Origin of the sequence: Roseovarius sp. MMSF_3298, assembly GCF_030733705.1 — a bacterium.
GTDB lineage: Bacteria > Pseudomonadota > Alphaproteobacteria > Rhodobacterales > Rhodobacteraceae > Roseovarius > Roseovarius confluentis.
This window is the reverse complement of record NZ_JASHIN010000034.1, coordinates 1-20,510: the sequence shown is the minus strand read 5'-3', so window position 1 is coordinate 20,510 and position 20,510 is coordinate 1. Positions and strand designations below refer to the sequence as shown.

Genomic DNA, 20,510 nt, shown 5'->3' with positions numbered 1-20,510 from the left:
CCTTGCGCGAAAAGAAGTTGAACGCCGGTACGAAAATCACGGCAATTTACCAGCCATAGGCGAAGCTCTCGATCAGCCCCAGAAAGACGCTTGGCCAGCTGATCCAAGTCACGCCGGGCAGAAGTGGTAGCCAGGCCTGATACATGGTGGCGGTCGGGAATGTCAGGCCGGAGATAACGCACAGCACGAAGCTGATCGCCAGCAGAGTCCCAAGGGCCATCCCTAGGGGATAGATACGAACCGATTTAAAATCTGACATGATTTCTCCTTCCAAACCTTTCAGAGCTGCCTCGTTGTGGCGATGACTGCACCCACAGCCGAAGGGCTGTCACGAAGCTTCCTGTATCGTTTTGTCACAATGTGCGCCCAAAAATGGCGTCCGATGTGTGATCTCGTTCGAGGACAACCGGGATAGCTACCGCGCGATTTCGCCATGAGTAGTACGAATGGACGAAAAGCAGGGCACAGGAACCCGCAAAAACGCTTATTATAATCATGGCTATGAAACCTTTCTCTTGACGTATGTTGAACAGCTACTGATCTGTCCTTCTCGCTAAGCGAGGCCGTGTCGCAACTGATCTCAATTTTTGCTGCAGCAGCATTTCCCCAACGGTGCAGCAGACGATCTGGCCTTGGGTTGGACTTCGGTAGCTGTGTTGACGGAACTGCCGCCACAGCACCCACCGGACTTTGCGGTTTTGGTTTGAGATTCATCGTTTTGGATGGATTTCTGAGCCATCTTGGTCTCCTTCAATCATGGTTTCATATTGGAGACGCCCACTACTACATTCCATTACAGGAAATTCGGTGAATTCCGCGACCCATCCGCCAGTCACGTCGCTCCGATCAACAGCAACAAATCGGACTCGAGGCTATAGGGCGTAATGCCGAGATTTCGGGGTACGGGACCTTTTCCAATTCAGCCCGACTGATCGCACTGCTATCAGTGGCACGCGCAAAACCACTCGCCGAACTCTCCAACGCTGACCCACCGGCAGACCCCCAAATAGGTGGTGCACGTTCGAACCACGATTAACCCTTGACCGCCCTCCAGAGCCGATCTGTTCTGATCAATCGCTGTCAACTCCTAGTCGACGGTGGGGGGTCCTTCACGTCGTCAATCGGGTCAACGAGCTGATCCAAAACTGCCGCTCGCGCCTTAGCGATCATCGCGGGCTAACGCCGCTATATAAAGACAGGATCTCCCGCCCAGTCAAACGCGCTCCCGGGTCTTGTAGTAGCGTCCGTTAAATCGACGACACTAGTCGATTGGCTGATGATATCGGCCGAAGAATTCACGGAATTGATCAATGCCAGACGGCGGGGCCCGTTGCCACTACTCCGGTGGCGCCAGTGGCACAGTAGAGAAAGTCTCGCGAGCGTTTGCGTCTGGGACATCAATTGCCTGTTTTTAAATCGGACATCTTGCTCCCCGTCGCTTGCTGTTGGTCGAGTTCACGACGGCCATTAGCCGCAGCACTGTTCGTTTGGTTTTTGCTGCTATCAGGCCGCTACTTCCGTAGCTTTGAATTGTTGGTCTCATTTGAGACAACAGGAGACGGTCTTTCGGTATCTAGCAGCAGAACCACGAGTTCGGTCGCCATATCGCGACGTAATCCGGCAAGGAGGTAGGCGCAGTCCTTGGGTCCGAGACCCAAAATTCTGGCCGCTTCAACCAGACTCTGGCCGTCACTTTCGATCCTCCGAAAGAGTTCTTGGGAAACCGGAGCATCGGCATGGTGCGAATGCGACGCGCAAGCGCAGCCTATCCGGTGAACGAGACTAAACAACTCCGTTGAGGAGGCGAGGCGCTCATGGATTGCCTGATCCGATATATTTTTTTCCGCTGATCATTTTGGTGTCCCTGCCATGACGCCCGGACCTGGGCTTTCCCGTAAGTCGACGCTTCCTGGCGGAATCCATTACAAGCTGGGCCTATTCACCTAGCATCAGTTCGATGCGTCCTTGGGAGCACAGTGGGTCTCATCTTCGGGGTTTTCGCAGCCGATCGGAGTGCAGTAGCAGTCATCCCAACCTGTCTTGCAGCACTTGCCACATTGACCCGTCAGCGCATCGCGCAAGGCCGCGCGGGCACGATGCAGACGCACGCCAAGCGCGTTGCGGGTTAGGCCCATGTCGAAGGCGACCGCGGCACGGTCCTCCTCTCCGAAGTCGACCCGACGAATCAATTCTGCATCTGCTGCCCGCTGCGCCGGAACCAGACCATCCAGGCAACGGCAAAATTGCGCCATCTGTGCGGGGGCATCATCAGCCAATGCCTCGGGTTCGCTGCCATACGCTTCGGCGAGGCGCCCCCGGCGAGCCAACTTACGGAAATGATCGTTCATCGTCGATCGCAAGATGGCATAGAGCCAGGAATCCATTCGCTCCACGTCTCGCAGCTGGTCTTTGCGCGTCAGCACCCGAACGCAGAATTCCTGCAAAACATCGTCCGCATCCGCCTTGTTGCCCAAACGGCGCACCAGAAATCCCAGAAAGGCTTGCCGACCCTCTGCAAGCGCGATCTCGGCCGGGTCGCGGTCGTGGGCAGGTTCCCGTGTTTTTGTGTCTGGCTCCGTCATATCTCATCCCTCCATTTCATTTAGATGCGAGCAAATTGCATTAAGTTCAACATAACGTGGCACTCAAGTTCGTTCATCGAAGGTGACGGATGAACGACCGGTTCTCGGTTGTTTCGGAAGAATGCGTATTCAAACCTCATTGAGTGTCCTTTCCTTTCCGCGCTGAACCATCCCTATTCCCAAAAATATCATAACGATGCCTACAATTTGTAAGACAGAGAGTCACTCGCCATAGACAACGATACCCAAGGTCAGTCCAAAAACCGGAATGAGAAAACTGAAGGCAATGGCCCGATTCAATGGAACTGTTTCAAGCGCTGAGAACCACAGCCAATAGACAAGTGCCGATCCTGCCATCGCCAGGACGAGAAGCGACGCGATGAATGCGGGCGCCCAGTTAATTGTAGTTGGCTCCTCCATGGATATCGCCGCAATGACGAGTGGTACGCTACCTAACAGCATCTGCACGCCCATTGCCGAAAGGGTGTCCACCTTTCCTGCAATGGATTTTATCAGGACGTTGCTAAGCATAACGCCAGCGGCTGCAAGAATGATTTACAGAACGCCTATAACATAACTCTCGTTTCCATCAGCCAGAAAATCGGGCAGAGCAATTAGCACGATCCCTGCAAATCCGGCAAACAAGCCTATGCTACCAATCAAGGACAGCTTTTCCCCGAGCCAGAACGCCGCGAGGACAGCGGCCAGAAGAGGTTGCGTATTCGCTATTACTGTCGCAAAGCCCGGTGAGGCAAACTCTGCCGCATGAAACATCCCAAGAAAGCCAAGACTCGTCGCACCGAAGCCAGCTCCCGCTAGCGTCAACCAAACCCGGTGCCCTCGCGGAAATGGTCGCCCTAACATCAGCGCCAAAACTGTAAGCACGCCGCCTGCGAGGAGCGCCCTCATGGCGGCAAAAGTGAGATGAGGCGAGTATTTGAGCCCGACCACGATGACCGGAAAGCACAAGACCCAGAGCACCATCGCAAGCACAACCTTCAGGGCCGCTACTGGTGTCATAGGCAGTCCTTTCATCGAACCGGCTCACGTTCATCCTGTCTAGGATCGACAGGATCAAGCGTCAGATACCGAGGGAATCTGTCACCAAATGTAACCAGGTCGGCTTTTGCGACAGACCGTTACACGACAGCGCCCGGAGCCTGTTGCAAGACACGTCGCATTTGCCACTTTGGTCCTGCAACACGCCAAAATGGAGGCTTTCAATGAAACGTAACACCACGCTCATTCTCGCAACCGCATTTGCTACGGCTCTCGGCGGCGCAGCGCTCGCGGACACGGGATATATAACCGGGCATCATGATCTGCCCGACCGCGATAACAATATCCACATGAACGATACGATGCGCGGCCATTTCGATCACGCCGATCAAAACAAGGACGGCAAGGTCACGCGCGCGGAGATGGAGGCCCATATGCAGGCTGCATCAGAGTTCAAGAGCATGTTCGAAGAGCGCTTTGACAATCCGCAGCGAGGCCAATGAGGCTATACAGCAGGCGCTGTTGCTGACAAAGGAAAGTCAAATTCTCTGTAGCTTGATCACGACTGTGGCGCTCAATATGCGCCGCAGTCAGCTTAAGTTTCGTCAACGGCTATGGCTTTCCTTTCATCCGTGCTTCGCCTCGCGGTAGAGAACGCACAGTCGACGCAGTTCATCGATTCCCGTTTCGGGTAGCTTCGGAAATCAACACGGAAAGCTATGCGCAAACAAGGAGCGACCCTATGAGAATGCCGTTACTGGCAATCGGTGCAACAGTACTCACTAGCAGCGCTGCAATAGCCGATGTGTAAATTCCGGAAGGAGAACTCGGAACAGTACTTCATCTGAATGAAGCCTTTGAGGCTGTTGGCCGCATCGAGGGTCTCGACAACGTTCACGAACTGGCAGGCGCAACAAACCGCGGCATCCTGGTTGCCGGTAGTCTTACGGAAACCGAAGTCGGCATGGTGCCCAAGCCTTCCGAAGTTTCTGAGGAGGATCACGTAGCTCACCATGGAGGCAGAGAAGATGCCGGCCCGACCACTTCGAGCCTGATCACCTTGGTCGACGCGGACAGTCATGAAATCCTGCGTCGCGTCGAAGTTCCCGGCATAATACACCATGTCGGGGTTTCGTCGGATGAACGCTTCGCCGCGGTGACGCATCCTGGACTCGATGCTGTTTCGCTGATCGACCTGGAACACGGTGAGGTTACTGCGATCGTCGCCACGGGTCCGATCCCGGAATATGTAATCGCCTAGCCAAAGAAGGGCTATTTCTTCGTTTCCAACGCCGGGAATGACGCGATCAGCGAACTCGATCCTGAAGACGGGATAGTTACGCGCAACTTCAAACTGCAAGGTCCACCCAAGCACATGATGCTGGATGCCGAGGCCCGTCAATTGATTATCAGCGAGTCTGACGTCGGCAAGGTTTCAATTGAAAATGCCGACAGTGGTGAAACTCTTGATTCGTTTGAACTTGGAGGAAACCTGCACGGCGTTGCAGCGGATAAAGATGCAATCTGGTCGAGTGCACGCGAGCGTAACCTTGTGGTACGCATTGACCGCGCAACAGGTGGGCGCGTGGGAATCAATTCGTTCAAATACCATAGGTTCTGGCGATTTCAGCCCAATCGGACACTGCAGTTTTAGGTCCACCGCTATGCAAGATTACTGACAAAGCAGTTGAGCTGATTAGTTAGTGCCAAATCAGCATAAGCAACGCTGCGGTATGTACAACGGCCCTGCTGGCAGTCTAGGCTGAAGCAAATCACCACGCCGCTCCGGAAATAAGGGCCGTCACGACGTGGCCAATTTAGTCAACTCTGAAAAACTTGTAGCGGCTCAGCTGCTTGAGATAGCTTCCTTCAATCAAAAGCTAAGCCTGCGAGAGCAGAATTCGATCACGCTCTTGTTCAGCAAGCCACCCTGCCCTTTTGTGAGAGTTCTTCACAACTAAAATCCTGGATCAGCAAACTCCCCGAGCAGGGCGTTTCGCTTGAACCATTTGTCACGTTCATCGTGGGCTTCAACCTCCTCGCGCGACACCATGCCGTCCTGATTGCGGTCTATGTGCCGAAAGTGGCCTTTCATTGTATCTCCCGAATGGGTGGCATCACCTCGCTTGGGCAGTTCGTGATGCCCGGTACCGTAGCCGTTGTCTGCCAAGACAATACCACCAGCAGACACCGCGACAGTTGTACAAAAAATCAGTGCCAGTTTACGTCCCATTCACTTTTTCCTTTTGTCCTACATGCATTGTTTGCCGATGAAGTATGACTTGGTTTTGGAACGCTGCTGACGGCACGTGTGTATCAATCTGTCGCAAAGTGCGGCTTTGTTACGTTTCGCGACAAATTTTCTCGGCAGCGATCCTTTCATCGCTTAGTTACAAAAGATGACAAACTCTCCGCACATACTTCTGGTCGACGACAGCGCCGAAATTCGCAAAGCGGTTGCGCGATACCTGGAAAAGAATGACATGCGCGTGACGACGGCGGTCGACGCTTCCCAGATGGATAGTCTACTCAAGATTGGCCGCTATGACCTTATTGTCCTTGACGTGATGATGCCGGGCGAAGACGGGATATCGGTCTGTCGTCGTCTGTCCACCAAAGGGCTGGCCCCCATCCTCATGTTGACAGCGCTTGGCGAGGAAATGGACCGCATCATCGGCCTCGAAGTCGGTGCGGATGACTATTTGCCCAAGCCCTTCAATCCTCGCGAGCTACTGGCGCGGATAAAGGCAATTCTGCGCCGCGCGCAGAAACCGGAAGCACTTGCCGGGAGTCTTACGGGGAGCAGGGTTAGGTTCGCGGACTGGACGCTCGAAACCGATACGCGCCGCCTTTTCGCAGAGGACGGCCGCGAGGACGTACTGACGACATCAGAGTTCAAACTTCTTACGATCCTGCTCGAACGCCCGCGTATCGTGATTAGCCGAGAACAGCTTTTAGACCTGGCAGTCGGACGAACACCGGCCGCTTTCGACCGGACAATTGACAACCAGATCAGCCGCCTCAGGCGGAAGATCGAGTACAACCCGGGTCGTCCGAAGATCATCACAACGGTTCGAAACGGGGGCTATTGCCTTGCAACGGATGTCGAGGTGCAGCAGTGATCCGCAAGCGTCTGGATAGTTTACGCGTCCAGCTTCTGTTGCTCATCATTGGTAGCCTCGCCGTGGCTCAGGCGATTAGCATTTGGCTGTTTGTGGACGAGCGCAGTCTCGCGATACGTGCTGCAATAGGAGCCGAGGCGGCTGGGCGCGCGGCGAATGTGGCCATGCTACTAGAACAGGCCCCAACGGACTTGCGAGCCTCGATTCTTCGCGCCGCAGATTCGCCGCTGGCACGGTTTCGGACCGACCCGCAGGCGGCTGTGGATCATCTTGATCACCGCGCGGGAGGAGCTGTCGAAGCGCGCGTCAGGTCATTGTTCGGCGCTGAAGACAGTCGCGAAATCCGAGTAGAATTGCATGAGGTTGAGCGCGCATTCCCGCCAATGAGGTCAGTGCCGCCGGAGATGGCCGCAGAGCACAAGCAGATGATGCATGACAAGATCTCGGGGCTTGAATTGACACTGTCTATCGCGCTTGAAGATGGCACATGGCTGAATGTCGATACGCGCTTTCAGCGACCGCCGCTACAGTGGCCAATCTTTTCTGCGGTGAGCTTTGGTTTCACGGCGGCGTTCCTGATTGGTGTTGCTTTTTGGTACTTGCTTGCTCGCCTGACCTGGCCGTTAAGGCGCTTGGCGCAAGCCGCAGACAGGCTTGGCAGGGGAGAGGAAAACAAGCCACTCCCAGTCGCGGGACCAAGCGAAGTCAGAGAACTGACGGATACCTTCAATCACATGCAGGAGAGACTGGTGCGCACGGTCGCTGACAAGACGCGTATAATGGCCGCTCTGGGTCACGATTTGCGTTCGCCACTGACCGCTTTGCGGGTTCACGCAGAGATGGTGGATGAGGAAGAGACGCGTGACGCCTTGGTGAAATCCATCGAGGAAATGCAGGATATGGTCGAGCGCACACTGGCTTTTGCTCGAGGCATGGCAATAAGTGAACCTCCTGAAACAATAGAATTGGGGGAATTTCTCACTGAGCTGAAGTGTGACATGCTCAACGCATTCCGACTCGAAACGGACACACCGCTTCGGGTGAGGCTTCGGCCTCAATCCATGCGCCGAGCTTTGCGGAACGTCATAGAAAATGCAGTACGTTACGGCGACGATGTCGAGGTCACGTATAGCCGCGAGTATGACAGGGCATCGATCTGGGTTCGTGATCATGGTCCCGGCATCCCGGAGACGCAGCTAGAAGAGGTTTTCGAACCATTTTTTCGGGTCGAGACGTCACGCTCACGCGAGACGGGTGGCACCGGTCTCGGCCTGTCAATCGCACGCACCATCCTGCGCTCGCATGGCGGCGATATAATTTTGCAGAACCACCCGGACGGCGGGCTTCTTGCGCGACTCGATTTGCCGTTTTCACAAAGTTCCAACCAGCAAGAAAAGACAATATCATGAATGCCTATTTGACGGTCAAATCCAGCGTAATCGCTCTGTTTGCGGGCACAGTCTCGGCCCTCGCGGATCCAGGCGGCATTGCTGATAACACTTTTGGACACATGATGTGGGGAGATGGTCATGGTTGGTTGGGAGGTTTCGGCATGATCCTTTTCTGGGGGGTGATTATCGCGGTTACCGTATTCTTCTTCCGTATGCTCACCAGCAACCGTTTGGGCGAAACTCGCGATGCGATGGAGATCCTCAAGGAACGCTATGCACGCGGTGAGATCGACGAAGATGGACCTGTCACGCTTTCGTGCCGCTCCGATTGCTCACTTATGCAGCCTTTGCTTCGAAGGCCAAGGGGCTTTTCCAGCCCAATGCTGAGTGCCTTCGAGGCGGATTGTAGAAGCCGTTGATGTATTCGAAGATGGCCATCTCAGCATCGCGACGTGTCCGCCAAGACCGCTGCCACAGCAGTTCCGCCTTGATGGTCTTGAAAAAGGTTTCGACGGCAGCGTTGTCGTAGCAGTTCCCGGTCCCACTCATAGATGCCTTGAAGCCGTCCTGGCGCAGGATTTTCTGGTAGTCGTGAGAGCAGTATTGGCAGCCGCGATCCGTATGGTGGATGCAGCCCTTGTGTGGCCGCCGCATCGCAATCGCCATGTTCAGTGCCCGGATCGCCAGATCGCGTTTCATCCGGCTGCTGACGGCCCTACCAATGACACGTCGAGAATGCAGGTCGAGGATGACAGCCAGATAGAGCCACCCCTCCTGCGTCCAGACATAGCTGATGTCGCCCGCCCATTTCTGGTTGGGGCGATCCGCATAGAAGTCCCGGTTCAGCAGGTTCGGCGTGATGTTGAAGCTGTGATTGCTGTCGGTCGTAGCCTTGAACTTCTTGTTCCTCTTCACCGTAATGCGGTTCTGTCGCATCAAACGGCCAATGCGGCGATGCCCGACATCAAACCCCAGCTCCTTCAGCTCTTCGGTCATGCGGGGCCTGCCGTAGCTGCCCAGAGACAAGCGGAACTGTTCGCGGATGTGGGCGAGCAACACCATGTCGGTGCGTTGCTGCCGACTGGCAGGGCGGGACAGCCAGGCGCGGTAGCCTCGCGGGCTGACGTCCATAATCTCACACAAGCGGTTCACCGGGATGTCGTTTCGGTGTTCTTCAACGAAGGCAAACCTCATTTGCTTCTCTCCGCAAAGAACACCGTGGCCTTTTTTAACACCTCCCTCTCCTCCCGGAGCATGCGGTTCTCTTTCCGCAGCTCCGTGATCTCGCGTTCGAGATCAGACTGGACCGTTGGTTTCTCTGGATTGCGCCGATCCTTCTGAATCCAGCGGCTCAACGTGGAGAAGCCTACGCCAAAATCGGCGGCCACTTGTTTACGCGGCAGTCCGCTGGTCAAAGCTATCCCCACTGCCTCGGCGCGGAATTCCGGGGTTGGTTTTTTGTGCCATGATGTCTCTCCTTTGTGGCAAATTACCAAGTCAAAGGAGCGGAACAATTCCGGGACAGGTCCAAGATGAGTTTCGGCGCCGCAAGCAAGAACTCCAAGGCTAAGCCATCATGCCCTTTCCCGCTTCGCCGAAATGACCTCCCAGACATCATGCCAAAGGCGCGAGTATGAACGTGTTGCTCGAGAAACCAACAGATACGCGACCTGCCACAGCATAAAACAAAACCGGCGCAAGTGTGACCGCACAGCAGACTCATATCCCAAAGTTCATCATGTTACTTGAATTGGAAAGCTCTACTCGTGATTTGGCCATTTTCATAATGTCGAGACCCCGTAATTCGAAACCCTGCTAAAGGCTTATCCTGCAGGGAGGTGAGCGATACAAACCGTTACGTATTTCACGGAGTTTTCATCCCGACCATTCTTGATCTTCCAGTGCGGGAAGGCGGTTCAAGAGTCCCATTCAAGGATCGAATGCGCGGAGACGGACGATGGAAGACAAGACCCCCAGGGCAATAAGACGCCGAGGCTTTCTATTCTTTTCGGTTGGAGGGCTCGTTGCTCTTGCGGCACCATCGGTGTTGCGTGCCCCAGAGTTCGGACTCAGTTCGCCGGAATATTTCGTCATTCCGGTTGCATCGCTGGCAGGATCACTTTGACGCGCTCGGCAAAGGAATTCTGCTTTCCGATACCAACACCAGAGTTCTTCAGCACTGGACCGCGGATGGGGAGATGCGCATCTACCCCACATCGGTTCCTAAGGGCGACGAACTCACGCGGCGTGGCTATAGCGAATCGTCTACAAGGACGATGCGCCGGATTTGGTGCCCACCCCGTCGATGCGCGAGCGCGATCCGTCTTTGCCGGCATATGTCGCCCCCGGCCCCGAGAACCCGCTGGGCGTGCGCGCCATGCATCTGACCTGGCAGTACTACCGCATCCATGGGACCGGCGACACGCGCAAGATCGGTCGCAAATCCTCCAGCGGCTGCATCGGTCTCCACAACGAAGATATCATCGAAGTGTTCGACAGGACTCCAATCGGCACCCAAGTCAAACTTATCTGAAGTAAGGATCAAATGAACAAGACAGTTCTAGCCATTCTGGCCTTCTTCGTGTTGGGCGGCGCGGTAGTCTACTGGAAAATCGCGCAGCAACCCCAGCAGGGGATGGGCCATTCGATGGTACCTCCCGACACCAGTGATCTGGAATCGGGCGCCCCCATGGTCGAAGTTTCGCTGCCGGCGGAGCTTTCGGACCAGGCGCAGATGGGCAAGCGGGCCTACGAGGCGACATGTGCGGAATGTCACGGCAAGAACGCCGCAGGCCAGAACGGGGTCGCACCACCACTCGTGCACAAGATCTACGAACCGAACCACCATTCCGACATGGCGTTCGTGATGGCCGCGAAAAACGGTGTGCGCGCGCATCACTGGAAATTCGGAAACATGCCACCGGTCGAAGGTTTGACCGATGGCGACGTCAAGTTGATCGCACGCTATGTACGTGAATTGCAAAGGGAGAACGGGATCAACTGAGCCTTGGGCAGGTTCCGGGTGCCCACTCTCACTATCCGGCCTGATCTTCCGATTTTCAGATCTGATTGCCGGCGCCATAATTGCCGCGATTGAAACACAGGATTCTCCATGCCGACGCGACGCGATTTTCTCATGCAGGGGGCGGCTATCACCGCGGCGCTTGCCCTTCCAAAGCGGCTTTATGCCGCAACGTCAGAGTTTCAATCCCTGGACGCCCGCACGGCCAGCGTTCAATTGGCGCCGGAAGGCTATCCCAAGACCGAAATCTGGGGCTATGGCGGCGCGATGCCCGGCCCTCAAATGCGTCTTCAGCAGGGTGCGCGGCTGCAACGCCGCTTCATGAACGCACTGCCCCAGGCAAGCACGGTGCATTGGCACGGGGTTCGCATAGACAATGCGATGGATGGTGTTGCCGGGCTGACCCAGCCCGCGGTCGAGCCGGGGCAGAGCTTTGATTATGATTTCATCGCGCCGGATGCCGGAACCTACTGGTATCACGCTCATAACCGCTCGACCGAACAGGTGGCGCGCGGGCTCTATGGCGCGTTGATCGTCGAGGAATCCGAGCCGCCGGACCTGGATCGGGAAGAGGTACTGATCCTTGATGACTGGCTGCTCGACCCCGAAATGGCGCAGATCGTCCCGGACTTCACCTCGCGCCATGACCGCGGCCATGCCGGGCGGCGCGGCAATTTCATCGCCACCAACGGCCGGCACGACCTTTCCCTGGAGGTGCGCCAACACGAACGTCTGCGCCTGCGCCTCGTCAACGCGGCCAACGCCAGGATTTTCGTGCTGTCGCTTCATGGCATGGAGGGCTGGACGGTTGCACTGGACGGCATGCCACTGCCCCGGCCCGAGCCGCTCGCTGAGGCGCTGATCCTCGGCCCCGGTCAGCGGGCCGATCTGATCGTCGACGTGACCGCCGCGCCCGAGGAAACCGCCCATCTCGTTCGCCTCGACGATCAGGAGGCGGCCTCGCAGGTGGCTTTCACCGTGACTGGAAAGGCCTCGACCACGCTCCCGGGATGCACCGGACGCGCTGCGACCCAATCCGGGGATGGAGGTGATCGGCCTCGATGACGCCAGGACCGTGCGGCTCGACATGCAGGGCGGCGCAATGGGCACGCTCGACAGCGCGTTTCTGAATGGCGAGAAGAAAAGCTTTCGCGAGTTGGTGGTCGCCAACCAGTTCTGGTCGTTCAATGGAACGATCGGCATGACCGATGCGCCGCTCGTAGATGTCGCGAAGGGCGAAACGGTCAAGCTGCAGATCTACAACGACACGTCCTTTCCCCACGCGATGCACCTGCATGGGCTGCATTTCCGCGAGATCGGCGAGGATGGCGGGCTCGGTCCCTTGCGCGACACGATCCTGATGTTCGGCGGCCAGACCCACACGATCGGTTTCGTGGCCGACAATCCCGGCGACTGGCCGTTTCACTGCCACATGCTCAGCCACGCGGCCTCGGGCATGATGACCTGGATGAAGGTGACATGATGCGACGTTGGCTGATCCTCTTTCTGCTCATGGCCGGCGCGGCTGGAGTCGGCGCCTGGATGATGGCGGGAGGGACATCCGGCACCTCCGCCACGCCGGAACCGCCGCAGTCTGTCGATCTCGCCGAGGGCGCAGAACTCTATCAGGAGTATTGCGCCTCTTGCCACGGCGCCGATCTCGAGGGACAGGCCGGATGGCGCTCGGCCGGAGAGGATGGCATCCTGCCCGCACCCCCGCATGACGAAACCGGTCACACCTGGCATCATCCTGATAGTATTCTGTTCGACTATACCAAGCTCGGCGGAAAGAAGACCCTCGCGAAGCAGGGTGTGGATTTCCAAAGCGGCATGCCCGGTTTTGGCAATGAGCTGACCGATGCGCAGATCTGGAACATCCTCGCCTTCATCAAATCCACATGGCCCGACCGTCAGCGGGAGGTCCAGGCCGCCCGCAGCGAAGCGGAACAGCAAAAAAGAGGAGACTGAAAATGAAATCGCTTCGACTGGCAGTGCTCGCCATTAGCATCCTGTTGCCGCTTTCCGCGTTCGCACAGGAGCTGAGCGAGGAACGCGTCAAGGAACTGGCCTTGGAAGCGATTCTGGAAAACCCCCAGATCATCATGGAAGCGGTGCAGCTTCTCGAACAGCAGGAAGCGACCGCGCAGGCAGAGGCCACGACCGACGTGCTCAAGGAACAACGCCAGCTCTTGGAACAGGATCCGAACGCACCGGTGCTGGGCAATCCTGACGGGGACGTCACTGTTGTGGAGTTTTTCGACTACAACTGTCCCTATTGCCGCAGGGCCATGTCGGAGGTTGAAGGTTTGATCGAGGCGGACCTGAATGTGCGGTTCGTCTTTCGCGAATGGCCGATACTCGGCGACGGGTCGGTCTTTGCGGCGAAGGCGGCCTTGGCGGCACGCAATCAGAACAAGTATGAGGAATTCCACTGGGCGTTGATGGGCATGGCGGAACGTGCGCAAGAGGCGTCTGTCCTGCGGATCGCCGAAGAAATCGGCCTTGACGTGGACCAGCTGCGTTCGGACATGGAGGCGCCGGAAGTCCAGGCGCACATCGACGAATCGATGCGGCTGGCGCAGGCGTTGGGTTTCAACGGCACACCGTCCTTCGTGATCGGCGACAACCTGGTTCCCGGTTTGATCGAACAAGACCAACTGGAAGCCTTGGTCGATGAGGCCCGCGAAAGGGAATGAACCTCATGCGACGATGGAGAACTGGCGCCAGAATTGCCCGGCACCGGTGATCTTCAGGTCGTCGAAGCAGCCGTGACACCGTAACCGGCATTTCGGATCGCCTCCGTCAGGACGTGCTCGTTCAGCACGCTATCAACCTCGACTTGCCGCGTACCCGTATCGCAGGTCACGGACGATGTTGGGTCTATCGCCTTGATCGCCTTTTCGATCGTTGCGGTGCAATGGCCGCAACTCATATCCGGAACCTTGAAGCTGCGCATATCTGTTTTCTCCAGTTCTCGGCATTAGATGCCTGCTTCCTGCATGGGAAGGTCAAGGGCGAAAAAATATCCCGACATTGTTGACCTTCCAGCGGGGGGAAGCCTTAGATATCTTTCAGTAGATGAAGGAGACGTTCATGCCGGGCTCAAGAGATTTGCGTTTTTCTGTTCAAAACATGTCTTGCGCGTCCTGCGTCGGTCGGGTCGAGCGTGCGCTTTTAGCATTACCCGGGGTCGACGAGGTGAACGTGAACCTCGCCGCCGAAACGGCGCAGGCCCGGATCAACTCGGATGCCCGGATCCCCGAGGTGATCGGGGCGCTGGAGCATGCCGGCTATCCCGCCCGAACGCAAACGGCGCGCCTGAACGTCTCTTCCATGTCCTGCGCCTCCTGCGTTGGTCGCGTCGACAAGGCGCTCGCGGCAGTGGCAGGGGTGAGCGGGGTCAATGTCAACCTCGCGTCAGAAACCGCGACCGTCACCTATGTCGAGGGCGCGACCGACCCGGTCGAACTTCTGAAGGCCGCCGAGGCGGCGGGCTATTCGGCCGAATTGGCCGACGACGGCACTGCGGAGGATCGCGGCGCGCGCAAGGAAGGCGAGGCCCGTGCGCTCGCCCGCCGGACCGCTTTCGCAGCGGCGCTGGCCTTGCCCGTGTTCCTGCTTGAGATGGGGGCGCATCTCGTGCCGGGCATGCACGAGATGATCGGCCGCACGATCGGCCATCAGGCCAGCTGGATGATCCAGTTCGTGCTGACGACCATCGTGCTTTTCTGGCCCGGTCTCCAATTTTACACCAAGGGGTTCCCCGCTCTGGTGAAAGGCGCGCCCGACATGAACAGCCTTGTCGCGGTGGGGACCGGGGCCGCGTATGTCTATTCTATCACCGCGCTTTTCGCGCCGTCCGTGCTGCCCGAGGCGGCTCGCGCCGTTTACTTCGAGGCTGCTGCGGTCATTGTGGTGCTGATCCTGCTGGGCCGCTGGATGGAAGCGCGCGCCAAGGGGCGTACAGGGGCCGCGATCCAGAAGCTGTTGGGCCTTCAGGCCCGCACGGCGCGGGTTCTGGTGGACGGCGAGGCGCAGGACGTGGCCATTGAGCGCATCCGCGTGGGCGACACCCTCGTCGTGCGGCCGGGTGAGCGCATCGCGGTGGATGGCGAAGTGACGCAAGGCCGCGCGCATGTCGACGAGAGCATGATCACCGGTGAGCCGGTCCCCGTGGTCAAGGCTGAGGGCGATCCGGTGACCGGCGGCACCGTCAACGGTACGGGCAGTTTCCGGTTCCGCGCGACCCGCGTGGGGGCGGACACAACGCTGGCGCAGATCATCCGCATGGTCGAGCAAGCCCAGGGCGCCAAGCTGCCGATCCAGGGCATGGTGGACCGGATCACGCTCTGGTTCGTGCCGGCGGTCATGGCTTTGGCGGCCTTGGCTGTGCTGGTCTGGCTGCTGTTGGGGCCGTCGCCTGCGCTGTCTTACGCTCTGGTGGCGGGCGTGTCGGTGCTGATCATCGCCTGCCCCTGCGCGATGGGGCTGGCCACGCCCACTTCGATCATGGTCGGCACCGGGCGCGCCGCAGAAATGGGCGTGCTCTTCCGCAAGGGCGACGCTTTGCAACAGCTGACTGGCGTGGACATGGTCGCGCTCGACAAGACCGGCACCGTGACCGAGGGCCGCCCCGAACTAACCGACCTCGTTCTGGCCGACGGATTTGAGCGGGCCGAGGTTCTGGCGCTAGTCGCGGCTGTCGAGGCGCAGTCCGAACATCCCATTGCCGAGGCGATCATGCGCGCGGCTCAGGCCGAGGGCGCGGCACGGCGTGACGTCGAAAGCTGCGACTCGATCACCGGCTACGGCGTGCGCGCCAAGGTCGCGGGGCACGACGTGCTTGTCGGCGCGGATCGCCTGATGACCCGCGAGGAACTGAGCATCGAGGCGCTGGCCGATACCGAGCGCCGGCTCGCGGAGCAGGGCCGGACGGCCCTTTTCGCGGCCGTGGATGGAAAGGTCGCGGCGGTCATCGGCGTGGCCGACCCGGTGAAGCCCGCCAGCGCCGCCGCCATCGAGGCGCTGCATGGTCTCGGGCTGAAGGTCGCGATGATCACCGGCGACAAGCGCGAAACGGCCGAGGCCATCGCGCGGGAGATCGACATCGACCACGTGATCGCGGGCGTCCTGCCCGATGGCAAGGTGGCGGCGCTGGATGAACTGCGGCAAGGCGGCCAACAGATCGCCTTCGTTGGGGACGGCATCAACGACGCGCCCGCGCTGGCGCATGCGGATGTAGGCATCGCCATTGGCACCGGCACCGATGTTGCCATCGAATCTGCCGATGTCGTGCTGATGTCGGGTGATTTGCGCGGCGTAGTGAACGCGCTCAATGTGTCCGGGCGGACCATGCGCAACATCCGCCAGAACCTGTTCTGGGCCTTCGGCTACAATGTCGCGCTGATCCCGGTGGCGGCAGGTGTGCTCTACCCGGCCTTCGGGCTTTTGCTGTCGCCGGTGCTGGCCGCCGGGGCAATGGCGCTGAGCTCGGTCTTCGTACTGACGAACGCGCTGCGCTTGCGCCGGATCCGCCCGGCCATGGATGAAGCCAGCAGCTTGAAATCTGAAGGGGCGAATTCTCTTTCCCCTGCCCCTGTCGCCGCTCAATAAGGAGGATCATGGAATGAATATCGGAGATGTCGCCGACCTTTCCGGGCTGCCCGCCAAGACGATCCGCTATTACGAAGATATCGGACTGGTCAAGCCCTTGCGCAGTTCGAACGGTTATCGCACGTTCCGTGAAAGTGACGCGCACAAGCTGGCGTTTCTGGGACGCGCCCGTGCGCTCGGTTTCACAATTGAAGATTGCCGTAATCTTCTTGCGCTCTACGAAGACGAAAAACGTGCCAGCGCCGAGGTGAAGGAGATCGCCAAGCAACATCTTGAGCGAATCGACGGCAAGATCGCCGAGTTAAAGGAAATGCGAGCGACACTCGCGCATCTCGTCGAGGAGTGTGCCGGAGATCATCGCCCGGACTGCCCGATCCTGGCCGATCTGGCCATGAAACGGCGCGACGAGGACGACCGGCGCAAATCAACTTAGTTGGGTCCGAAGACGTGGTTTGGGCCATCCTTCTGGTTGTCGTTCTATTCGGGTCGAGCGGGCTGGTGCACGTCCGTGCGATGACCCTTGTGATGAACCGGGCGCGTGGGACGCCGTCCACACAGTCCGCACGTCTCCTTTTTGCTCTTTATACGCTTGCGCTTGCCCACATCATTGAAGCCGGACTTTATGCCCTCGGCTTCAGTTTCGGTGAACTCATCGGTATCGGCGGCTTTGAACAGGAGAACATCGACACGTTTATGGACGTTTTCTACTTTTCCCTGGTCAACTATTCGTCCCTCGGCCTCGGCGATATCTATCCCACGGACCATCTGCGTTTTCTGGCCGGTGCCGAGGCCCTGAATGGCTTTCTCCTAATTAGTTGCTCGGCCTCCACCATCTTTCTCGTGGTTACGAGAGGGAAGGACTAGAAGCCTCAGATGACTTAAAGCTTTTCGATCAAAGTTTGAATCGGAGGGATTCCCCTGAGGTCGGATTTGTGATTCACCCTTTGTGGGAGGATCAGGACCATGCCAGCACCGTTGCCAAAGGAACTCCGAGATCGTTTCTTGCGATTGATCGAAGAAGGGCTGTCAGGCAGGGAGGCGTCACGCCGTCTTCAGGTTTCTGCGGCAACTGGCGCACGCTGGAGGCGGCAAATACATGCCTCCGGCGCGGTCCACATTGCGCGGATGGGGCGTCCACGTGGCGGCGGAAAGTTGGCGCCCCATGTTGAGTTCTTCCGAGAGTTGGTGGCGCAAGACCCTGACATAACCCTGTTCGAGCTGCGCGATGCGCTTGCCGATGCCGAGGGGATCACGGTTCATCATTCAGCCGTTGCCAGTTTGCTGAAGCGCCTTGGCTTCACGCACAAAAAAAGTCGCTGGTGGCCACCGAACGCCGCCGCGCCAAGGTAAGACGCCGGCGCGACGACTGGGCCGCCTATCGTTCTCCGGCCATCACCCGTATGCCAGACCACGTGGTTTTCATTGACGAAACAGCGGTGAAGACGAACCTCACCCGGCTCCGAGGCTGGGCACCCCAAGGGGAACGCCTGACCATGGACGCGCCTTTTGGAAATTGGGGAACACAAACATTGATCGCGGGGCTGACCAGCGACGCGCTGATCGCGCCATGGGTCATCAGGGGCGCAATGGACGGTCCGGCCTTCGCTGCCTACATCCGAGAAGTCCTCGTCAAGGAAATCGCACCCGGCACCGTGGTCATCCTCGACAACCTGGCCACACATCGCAACAAAGAGGCGGCACAAGCCCTGCGCGACCATGGCTGCTGGTTTCTATACCTGCCGCCATACTCGCCCGACTTGAATCCCATAGAACAAGCCTTCTTGAAACTGAAAGCCCACTTGCGACGGATCGGAGCAAGAACCTTCACCGAACTCTTCGAGGCGATCCGAGAAATCTGCGATCTCTACGACCCAGAAGAGTGCTGGAACTACTTCAAGGCCGCCGGATATGTCTCAAACTAATCTCGAAACGCTTTAATGCCCGGAAAATCTGGAACCCTCCAGCGCTGGATGGTTGTTGTTGCTATGTCCGCGACGACAGTGAAAGCAGAAGGAGTACAACATGTCATATTGGAGATTTGCAGCCATGATTGCGACCTCCACGGTTGTAATGTTCGGACTTATGTATTTGAATACTTACCTCATTTCCCACGTTTTCTGGTCCGAAACCCGGGCTTACATGGCACTGCTGATGGGCGCGACGATGGCGTTCATTATGCTGGCCTTCATGCTCTCGATGTATTCACGCAAGGCGATCAATACGGCGATTTTCGCGGGAGCTGCCATCGCTTTCGCCGGGTCGCTCTGGCTCGTGCGCAGCCAGGCGACGGTTGGCGATACCAGTTTCATGCGCGCGATGATCCCGCACCATTCGATCGCGATCATGACGTCGAGCAGGGCCAACATCTCCGATCCCCGGGTGCGCAAGCTGGCGGACGAGATTATCTATGCGCAGGACAAGGAAATCGCTGAAATGCGCTATCTCATCAACGAGATGGAGGCCTCGGGTGACGTATCCGAGCCTGAGAAACCCGTGAGCCCTCGCATCGTGAACCTCGACGAAGCCCTTTCTACCGCGAACATCGCCGTGCTCGATCCCGGTTTCCTGACCGAGGAGGAGATCGCTCAGCTTCTGCCCAATGGCGCGGCCTGCACATTCAAATACACCACTGGCAGTCCGGCTTCTCTGGCACTTGGCGAAGTGAATGGTGAGGCCGTCGGGCTGGTCAAGCTGAGCGGCGACCTCGTGCGGATCGACCAAGGTGCGGCCGGGGAACTAGGCACCGAGGGTCTGGCGATCCTTCTCACCGCCGCCGAGGACGGAGCGGCGCTTGACTCGGTGGGCAGCAAGCCGGTCGAGGCGACGATGACGCTGGAGCTCGACGCCGGTCTCTCCGCCGGCTACCGCGGCTTCTACAGCTGCGGGGGCTGACATGGACCAGCAGGCAACTCCGAGCACGGCGAAGCTCTATCGCATGGTGATGCCGGGTCATCTCTGTCCCTATGGCCTGAAGTCGAAGGATCTTCTTGAAAGGGAGGGGTATGAGGTCGAGGACCACCATCTGACCACCCGAGAGGACACCGATGCCTTCATGGAACAGCACAGCGTCGAGACCACGCCACAGACTTTCATCGACGGTGAGCGGATCGGTGGTCACGAGGCTTTGCGAGTGCACTTCAGCAACGACAATACGGAAGGCGACGAAACCAGTTATCAGCCAGTCATTGCGATCTTCTCGGTCGCGTTTTTCTTAGCGCTCGGCCTCAGCTGGGCAAGCTTCGGTAGCATCTTCACGCTGCGCGCGGCGGAATGGTTCATCGCCATTTCCATGTGCTTTCTCGCCGTGCAGAAGCTGCAGGATGTCGAGAGCTTCTCTACTATGTTCCTGAATTACGATCTACTGGCTCGCCGTTGGGTCCGATACGGCTATCTCTATCCGTTTGGGGAAGCTTTCGCTGGTATCCTTATGGTTACTGGCACTCTCACTTGGCTTTCGGCGCCGGTTGCGCTGTTCATTGGAACGGTGGGAGCTATAAGCGTTTTTAAGGCGGTCTATGTCGATAAACGCGAGCTTAAATGTGCCTGTGTGGGCGGTGACAGCAATGTGCCACTGGGTTTCATCTCCCTGACTGAGAACCTGATGATGATGCTTATGGGCATCTGGATGCCAATTAAAGTGTTCGCGCTCGGATGGTAGTAGTGTTCGGGTGGCAACCGCGCCACCCGAACATCTAAGTGATTATTTCATCTGCGTGACAGTAAGCTTTCCCTCAACCCGGTCGGCAACGAACTCGATTTCCTGACCCTCCGCCATCTTGGC

At 58.0% G+C, this 20,510-nt stretch carries 22 protein-coding genes and 3 pseudogenes; 16 read left to right on the top strand and 9 right to left on the bottom strand.

What is annotated here, in order from left to right:
- Positions 1-46: 46 nt before the first annotated feature.
- The 5 genes and pseudogenes from RBB18_RS20640 to RBB18_RS20625 all read right to left on the bottom strand — a co-directional run bounded on the left by RBB18_RS20640 (position 47) and on the right by RBB18_RS20625 (position 3,602).
- On the bottom strand, positions 47-259 hold the full coding sequence (locus RBB18_RS20640; protein WP_057796896.1) for a DUF5676 family membrane protein: 213 nt from the start codon (positions 257-259) through the stop codon (positions 47-49).
- A gap of 1,048 nt (positions 260-1,307) precedes the next feature.
- A pseudogene (locus RBB18_RS23235) lies at positions 1,308-1,373 on the bottom strand (ubiquinol-cytochrome c reductase iron-sulfur subunit N-terminal domain-containing protein); the annotation flags it as partial.
- A 576-nt stretch (positions 1,374-1,949) separates the two neighbouring features.
- Positions 1,950-2,582, bottom strand: coding sequence for an RNA polymerase sigma factor (locus RBB18_RS20635; RefSeq protein ID WP_057796895.1), 633 nt, complete (start codon positions 2,580-2,582; stop codon positions 1,950-1,952).
- 222 nt (positions 2,583-2,804) lie between these two features.
- Positions 2,805-3,134 carry an EamA family transporter gene (locus tag RBB18_RS20630; protein WP_268873936.1) on the bottom strand — a complete coding sequence of 110 codons (330 nt, stop codon included), beginning with the start codon at positions 3,132-3,134 and terminating at the stop codon, positions 2,805-2,807.
- Between the two features lie 3 nt (positions 3,135-3,137).
- On the bottom strand, positions 3,138-3,602 hold the full coding sequence (locus RBB18_RS20625) for a DMT family transporter (RefSeq protein ID WP_236544606.1): 465 nt from the start codon (positions 3,600-3,602) through the stop codon (positions 3,138-3,140).
- A gap of 203 nt (positions 3,603-3,805) precedes the next feature.
- On the opposite strand from RBB18_RS20625, the gene RBB18_RS20620 reads away from it, so the two are divergent.
- Positions 3,806-4,084, top strand: a complete 279-nt coding sequence (locus RBB18_RS20620) for a hypothetical protein (protein ID WP_057796894.1) — start codon at positions 3,806-3,808, stop codon at positions 4,082-4,084.
- 251 nt (positions 4,085-4,335) lie between these two features.
- Here RBB18_RS20620 and RBB18_RS20615 read toward each other — a convergent pair whose 3' ends face one another.
- Positions 4,336-4,941 carry a hypothetical protein gene (locus tag RBB18_RS20615; protein WP_152477315.1) on the bottom strand — a complete coding sequence of 202 codons (606 nt, stop codon included), beginning with the start codon at positions 4,939-4,941 and terminating at the stop codon, positions 4,336-4,338.
- Positions 4,942-4,956: 15 nt separating this feature from the next.
- Here RBB18_RS20615 and RBB18_RS20610 point away from each other — a divergent pair, with 15 nt between their 5' ends.
- Entirely contained in the window at positions 4,957-5,235 is a 279-nt protein-coding gene (locus RBB18_RS20610) for a YncE family protein (RefSeq protein WP_144435650.1), read from the top strand.
- Between the two features lie 303 nt (positions 5,236-5,538).
- On the opposite strand, the gene RBB18_RS20605 is transcribed toward RBB18_RS20610, so the two are convergent.
- The gene (locus RBB18_RS20605; protein WP_057796892.1) at positions 5,539-5,814 is read right to left on the bottom strand and encodes a hypothetical protein; all 276 of its coding nucleotides are present in this window, start codon (positions 5,812-5,814) and stop codon (positions 5,539-5,541) included.
- A gap of 166 nt (positions 5,815-5,980) precedes the next feature.
- Here RBB18_RS20605 and RBB18_RS20600 point away from each other — a divergent pair, with 166 nt between their 5' ends.
- The 3 genes from RBB18_RS20600 to RBB18_RS20590 are packed head-to-tail and all read left to right on the top strand — an operon-like array spanning position 5,981 to position 8,513.
- The gene (locus RBB18_RS20600; protein ID WP_057796891.1) at positions 5,981-6,703 is read left to right on the top strand and encodes a response regulator; all 723 of its coding nucleotides are present in this window, start codon (positions 5,981-5,983) and stop codon (positions 6,701-6,703) included.
- Positions 6,700-8,112 (top strand): ATP-binding protein, encoded by a 1,413-nt coding sequence (locus tag RBB18_RS20595; protein WP_057796890.1) that lies wholly within the window; start codon positions 6,700-6,702, stop codon positions 8,110-8,112. The genes RBB18_RS20600 and RBB18_RS20595 overlap by 4 nt, the downstream gene beginning before the upstream one ends.
- The gene (locus RBB18_RS20590; protein WP_160321424.1) at positions 8,109-8,513 is read left to right on the top strand and encodes an SHOCT domain-containing protein; all 405 of its coding nucleotides are present in this window, start codon (positions 8,109-8,111) and stop codon (positions 8,511-8,513) included. The genes RBB18_RS20595 and RBB18_RS20590 overlap by 4 nt, the downstream gene beginning before the upstream one ends.
- Here RBB18_RS20590 and RBB18_RS20585 read toward each other — a convergent pair.
- Positions 8,431-9,584 (bottom strand): IS3 family transposase gene (locus tag RBB18_RS20585; protein WP_201455468.1). Its coding sequence is split into 2 segments (ribosomal slippage): positions 8,431-9,317 and positions 9,317-9,584, totalling 1,155 coding nucleotides; the frame shifts between segments, so codons are not numbered across the junction. The genes RBB18_RS20590 and RBB18_RS20585 overlap by 83 nt on opposite strands.
- Before the next feature lie 467 nt (positions 9,585-10,051).
- On the opposite strand from RBB18_RS20585, the pseudogene RBB18_RS20580 reads away from it, so the two are divergent.
- From RBB18_RS20580 to RBB18_RS20560, 5 genes and pseudogenes are all read left to right on the top strand, one after another.
- Positions 10,052-10,627, top strand: a pseudogene (locus RBB18_RS20580) (L,D-transpeptidase).
- 12 nt (positions 10,628-10,639) lie between these two features.
- Positions 10,640-11,098 (top strand): cytochrome c, encoded by a 459-nt coding sequence (locus RBB18_RS20575; RefSeq protein WP_057796888.1) that lies wholly within the window; start codon positions 10,640-10,642, stop codon positions 11,096-11,098.
- 108 nt (positions 11,099-11,206) lie between these two features.
- A pseudogene (locus tag RBB18_RS20570) lies at positions 11,207-12,599 on the top strand (multicopper oxidase family protein).
- Complete coding sequence (locus RBB18_RS20565; RefSeq protein ID WP_371931683.1) at positions 12,596-13,084, top strand: c-type cytochrome; 489 nt, start codon at positions 12,596-12,598, stop codon at positions 13,082-13,084. The pseudogene RBB18_RS20570 and the gene RBB18_RS20565 overlap by 4 nt, the downstream one beginning before the upstream one ends.
- 2 nt (positions 13,085-13,086) lie before the next feature.
- Complete coding sequence (locus RBB18_RS20560) at positions 13,087-13,812, top strand: DsbA family protein (protein WP_057796887.1); 726 nt, start codon at positions 13,087-13,089, stop codon at positions 13,810-13,812.
- Positions 13,813-13,865: 53 nt separating this feature from the next.
- Here the strand turns inward: RBB18_RS20560 and RBB18_RS20555 are convergent, their stop codons facing one another.
- Complete coding sequence (locus RBB18_RS20555) at positions 13,866-14,072, bottom strand: heavy-metal-associated domain-containing protein (RefSeq protein WP_057796886.1); 207 nt, start codon at positions 14,070-14,072, stop codon at positions 13,866-13,868.
- A 137-nt stretch (positions 14,073-14,209) separates the two neighbouring features.
- Here RBB18_RS20555 and RBB18_RS20550 point away from each other — a divergent pair, with 137 nt between their 5' ends.
- The 6 genes from RBB18_RS20550 to RBB18_RS20525 all read left to right on the top strand — a co-directional run bounded on the left by RBB18_RS20550 (position 14,210) and on the right by RBB18_RS20525 (position 20,387).
- Positions 14,210-16,729, top strand: coding sequence for a heavy metal translocating P-type ATPase (locus RBB18_RS20550; protein WP_172977594.1), 2,520 nt, complete (start codon positions 14,210-14,212; stop codon positions 16,727-16,729).
- A gap of 13 nt (positions 16,730-16,742) precedes the next feature.
- The gene (cueR, locus tag RBB18_RS20545; RefSeq protein WP_057796884.1) at positions 16,743-17,162 is read left to right on the top strand and encodes a Cu(I)-responsive transcriptional regulator; all 420 of its coding nucleotides are present in this window, start codon (positions 16,743-16,745) and stop codon (positions 17,160-17,162) included.
- Between the two features lie 14 nt (positions 17,163-17,176).
- Positions 17,177-17,593 carry an ion channel gene (locus RBB18_RS20540; RefSeq protein WP_057796883.1) on the top strand — a complete coding sequence of 139 codons (417 nt, stop codon included), beginning with the start codon at positions 17,177-17,179 and terminating at the stop codon, positions 17,591-17,593.
- A gap of 99 nt (positions 17,594-17,692) precedes the next feature.
- A protein-coding gene (locus RBB18_RS20535; protein WP_152477317.1) for an IS630 family transposase occupies positions 17,693-18,651 on the top strand; the annotation gives its coding sequence in 2 pieces (ribosomal slippage) (positions 17,693-18,034 and positions 18,037-18,651; 957 coding nt in all).
- Between the two features lie 100 nt (positions 18,652-18,751).
- Positions 18,752-19,621 (top strand): DUF305 domain-containing protein, encoded by an 870-nt coding sequence (locus tag RBB18_RS20530; protein WP_306112339.1) that lies wholly within the window; start codon positions 18,752-18,754, stop codon positions 19,619-19,621.
- 1 nt (position 19,622) lies between these two features.
- Positions 19,623-20,387 (top strand): glutaredoxin, encoded by a 765-nt coding sequence (locus RBB18_RS20525; RefSeq protein WP_306112340.1) that lies wholly within the window; start codon positions 19,623-19,625, stop codon positions 20,385-20,387.
- Positions 20,388-20,510: the final 123 nt, after the last annotated feature.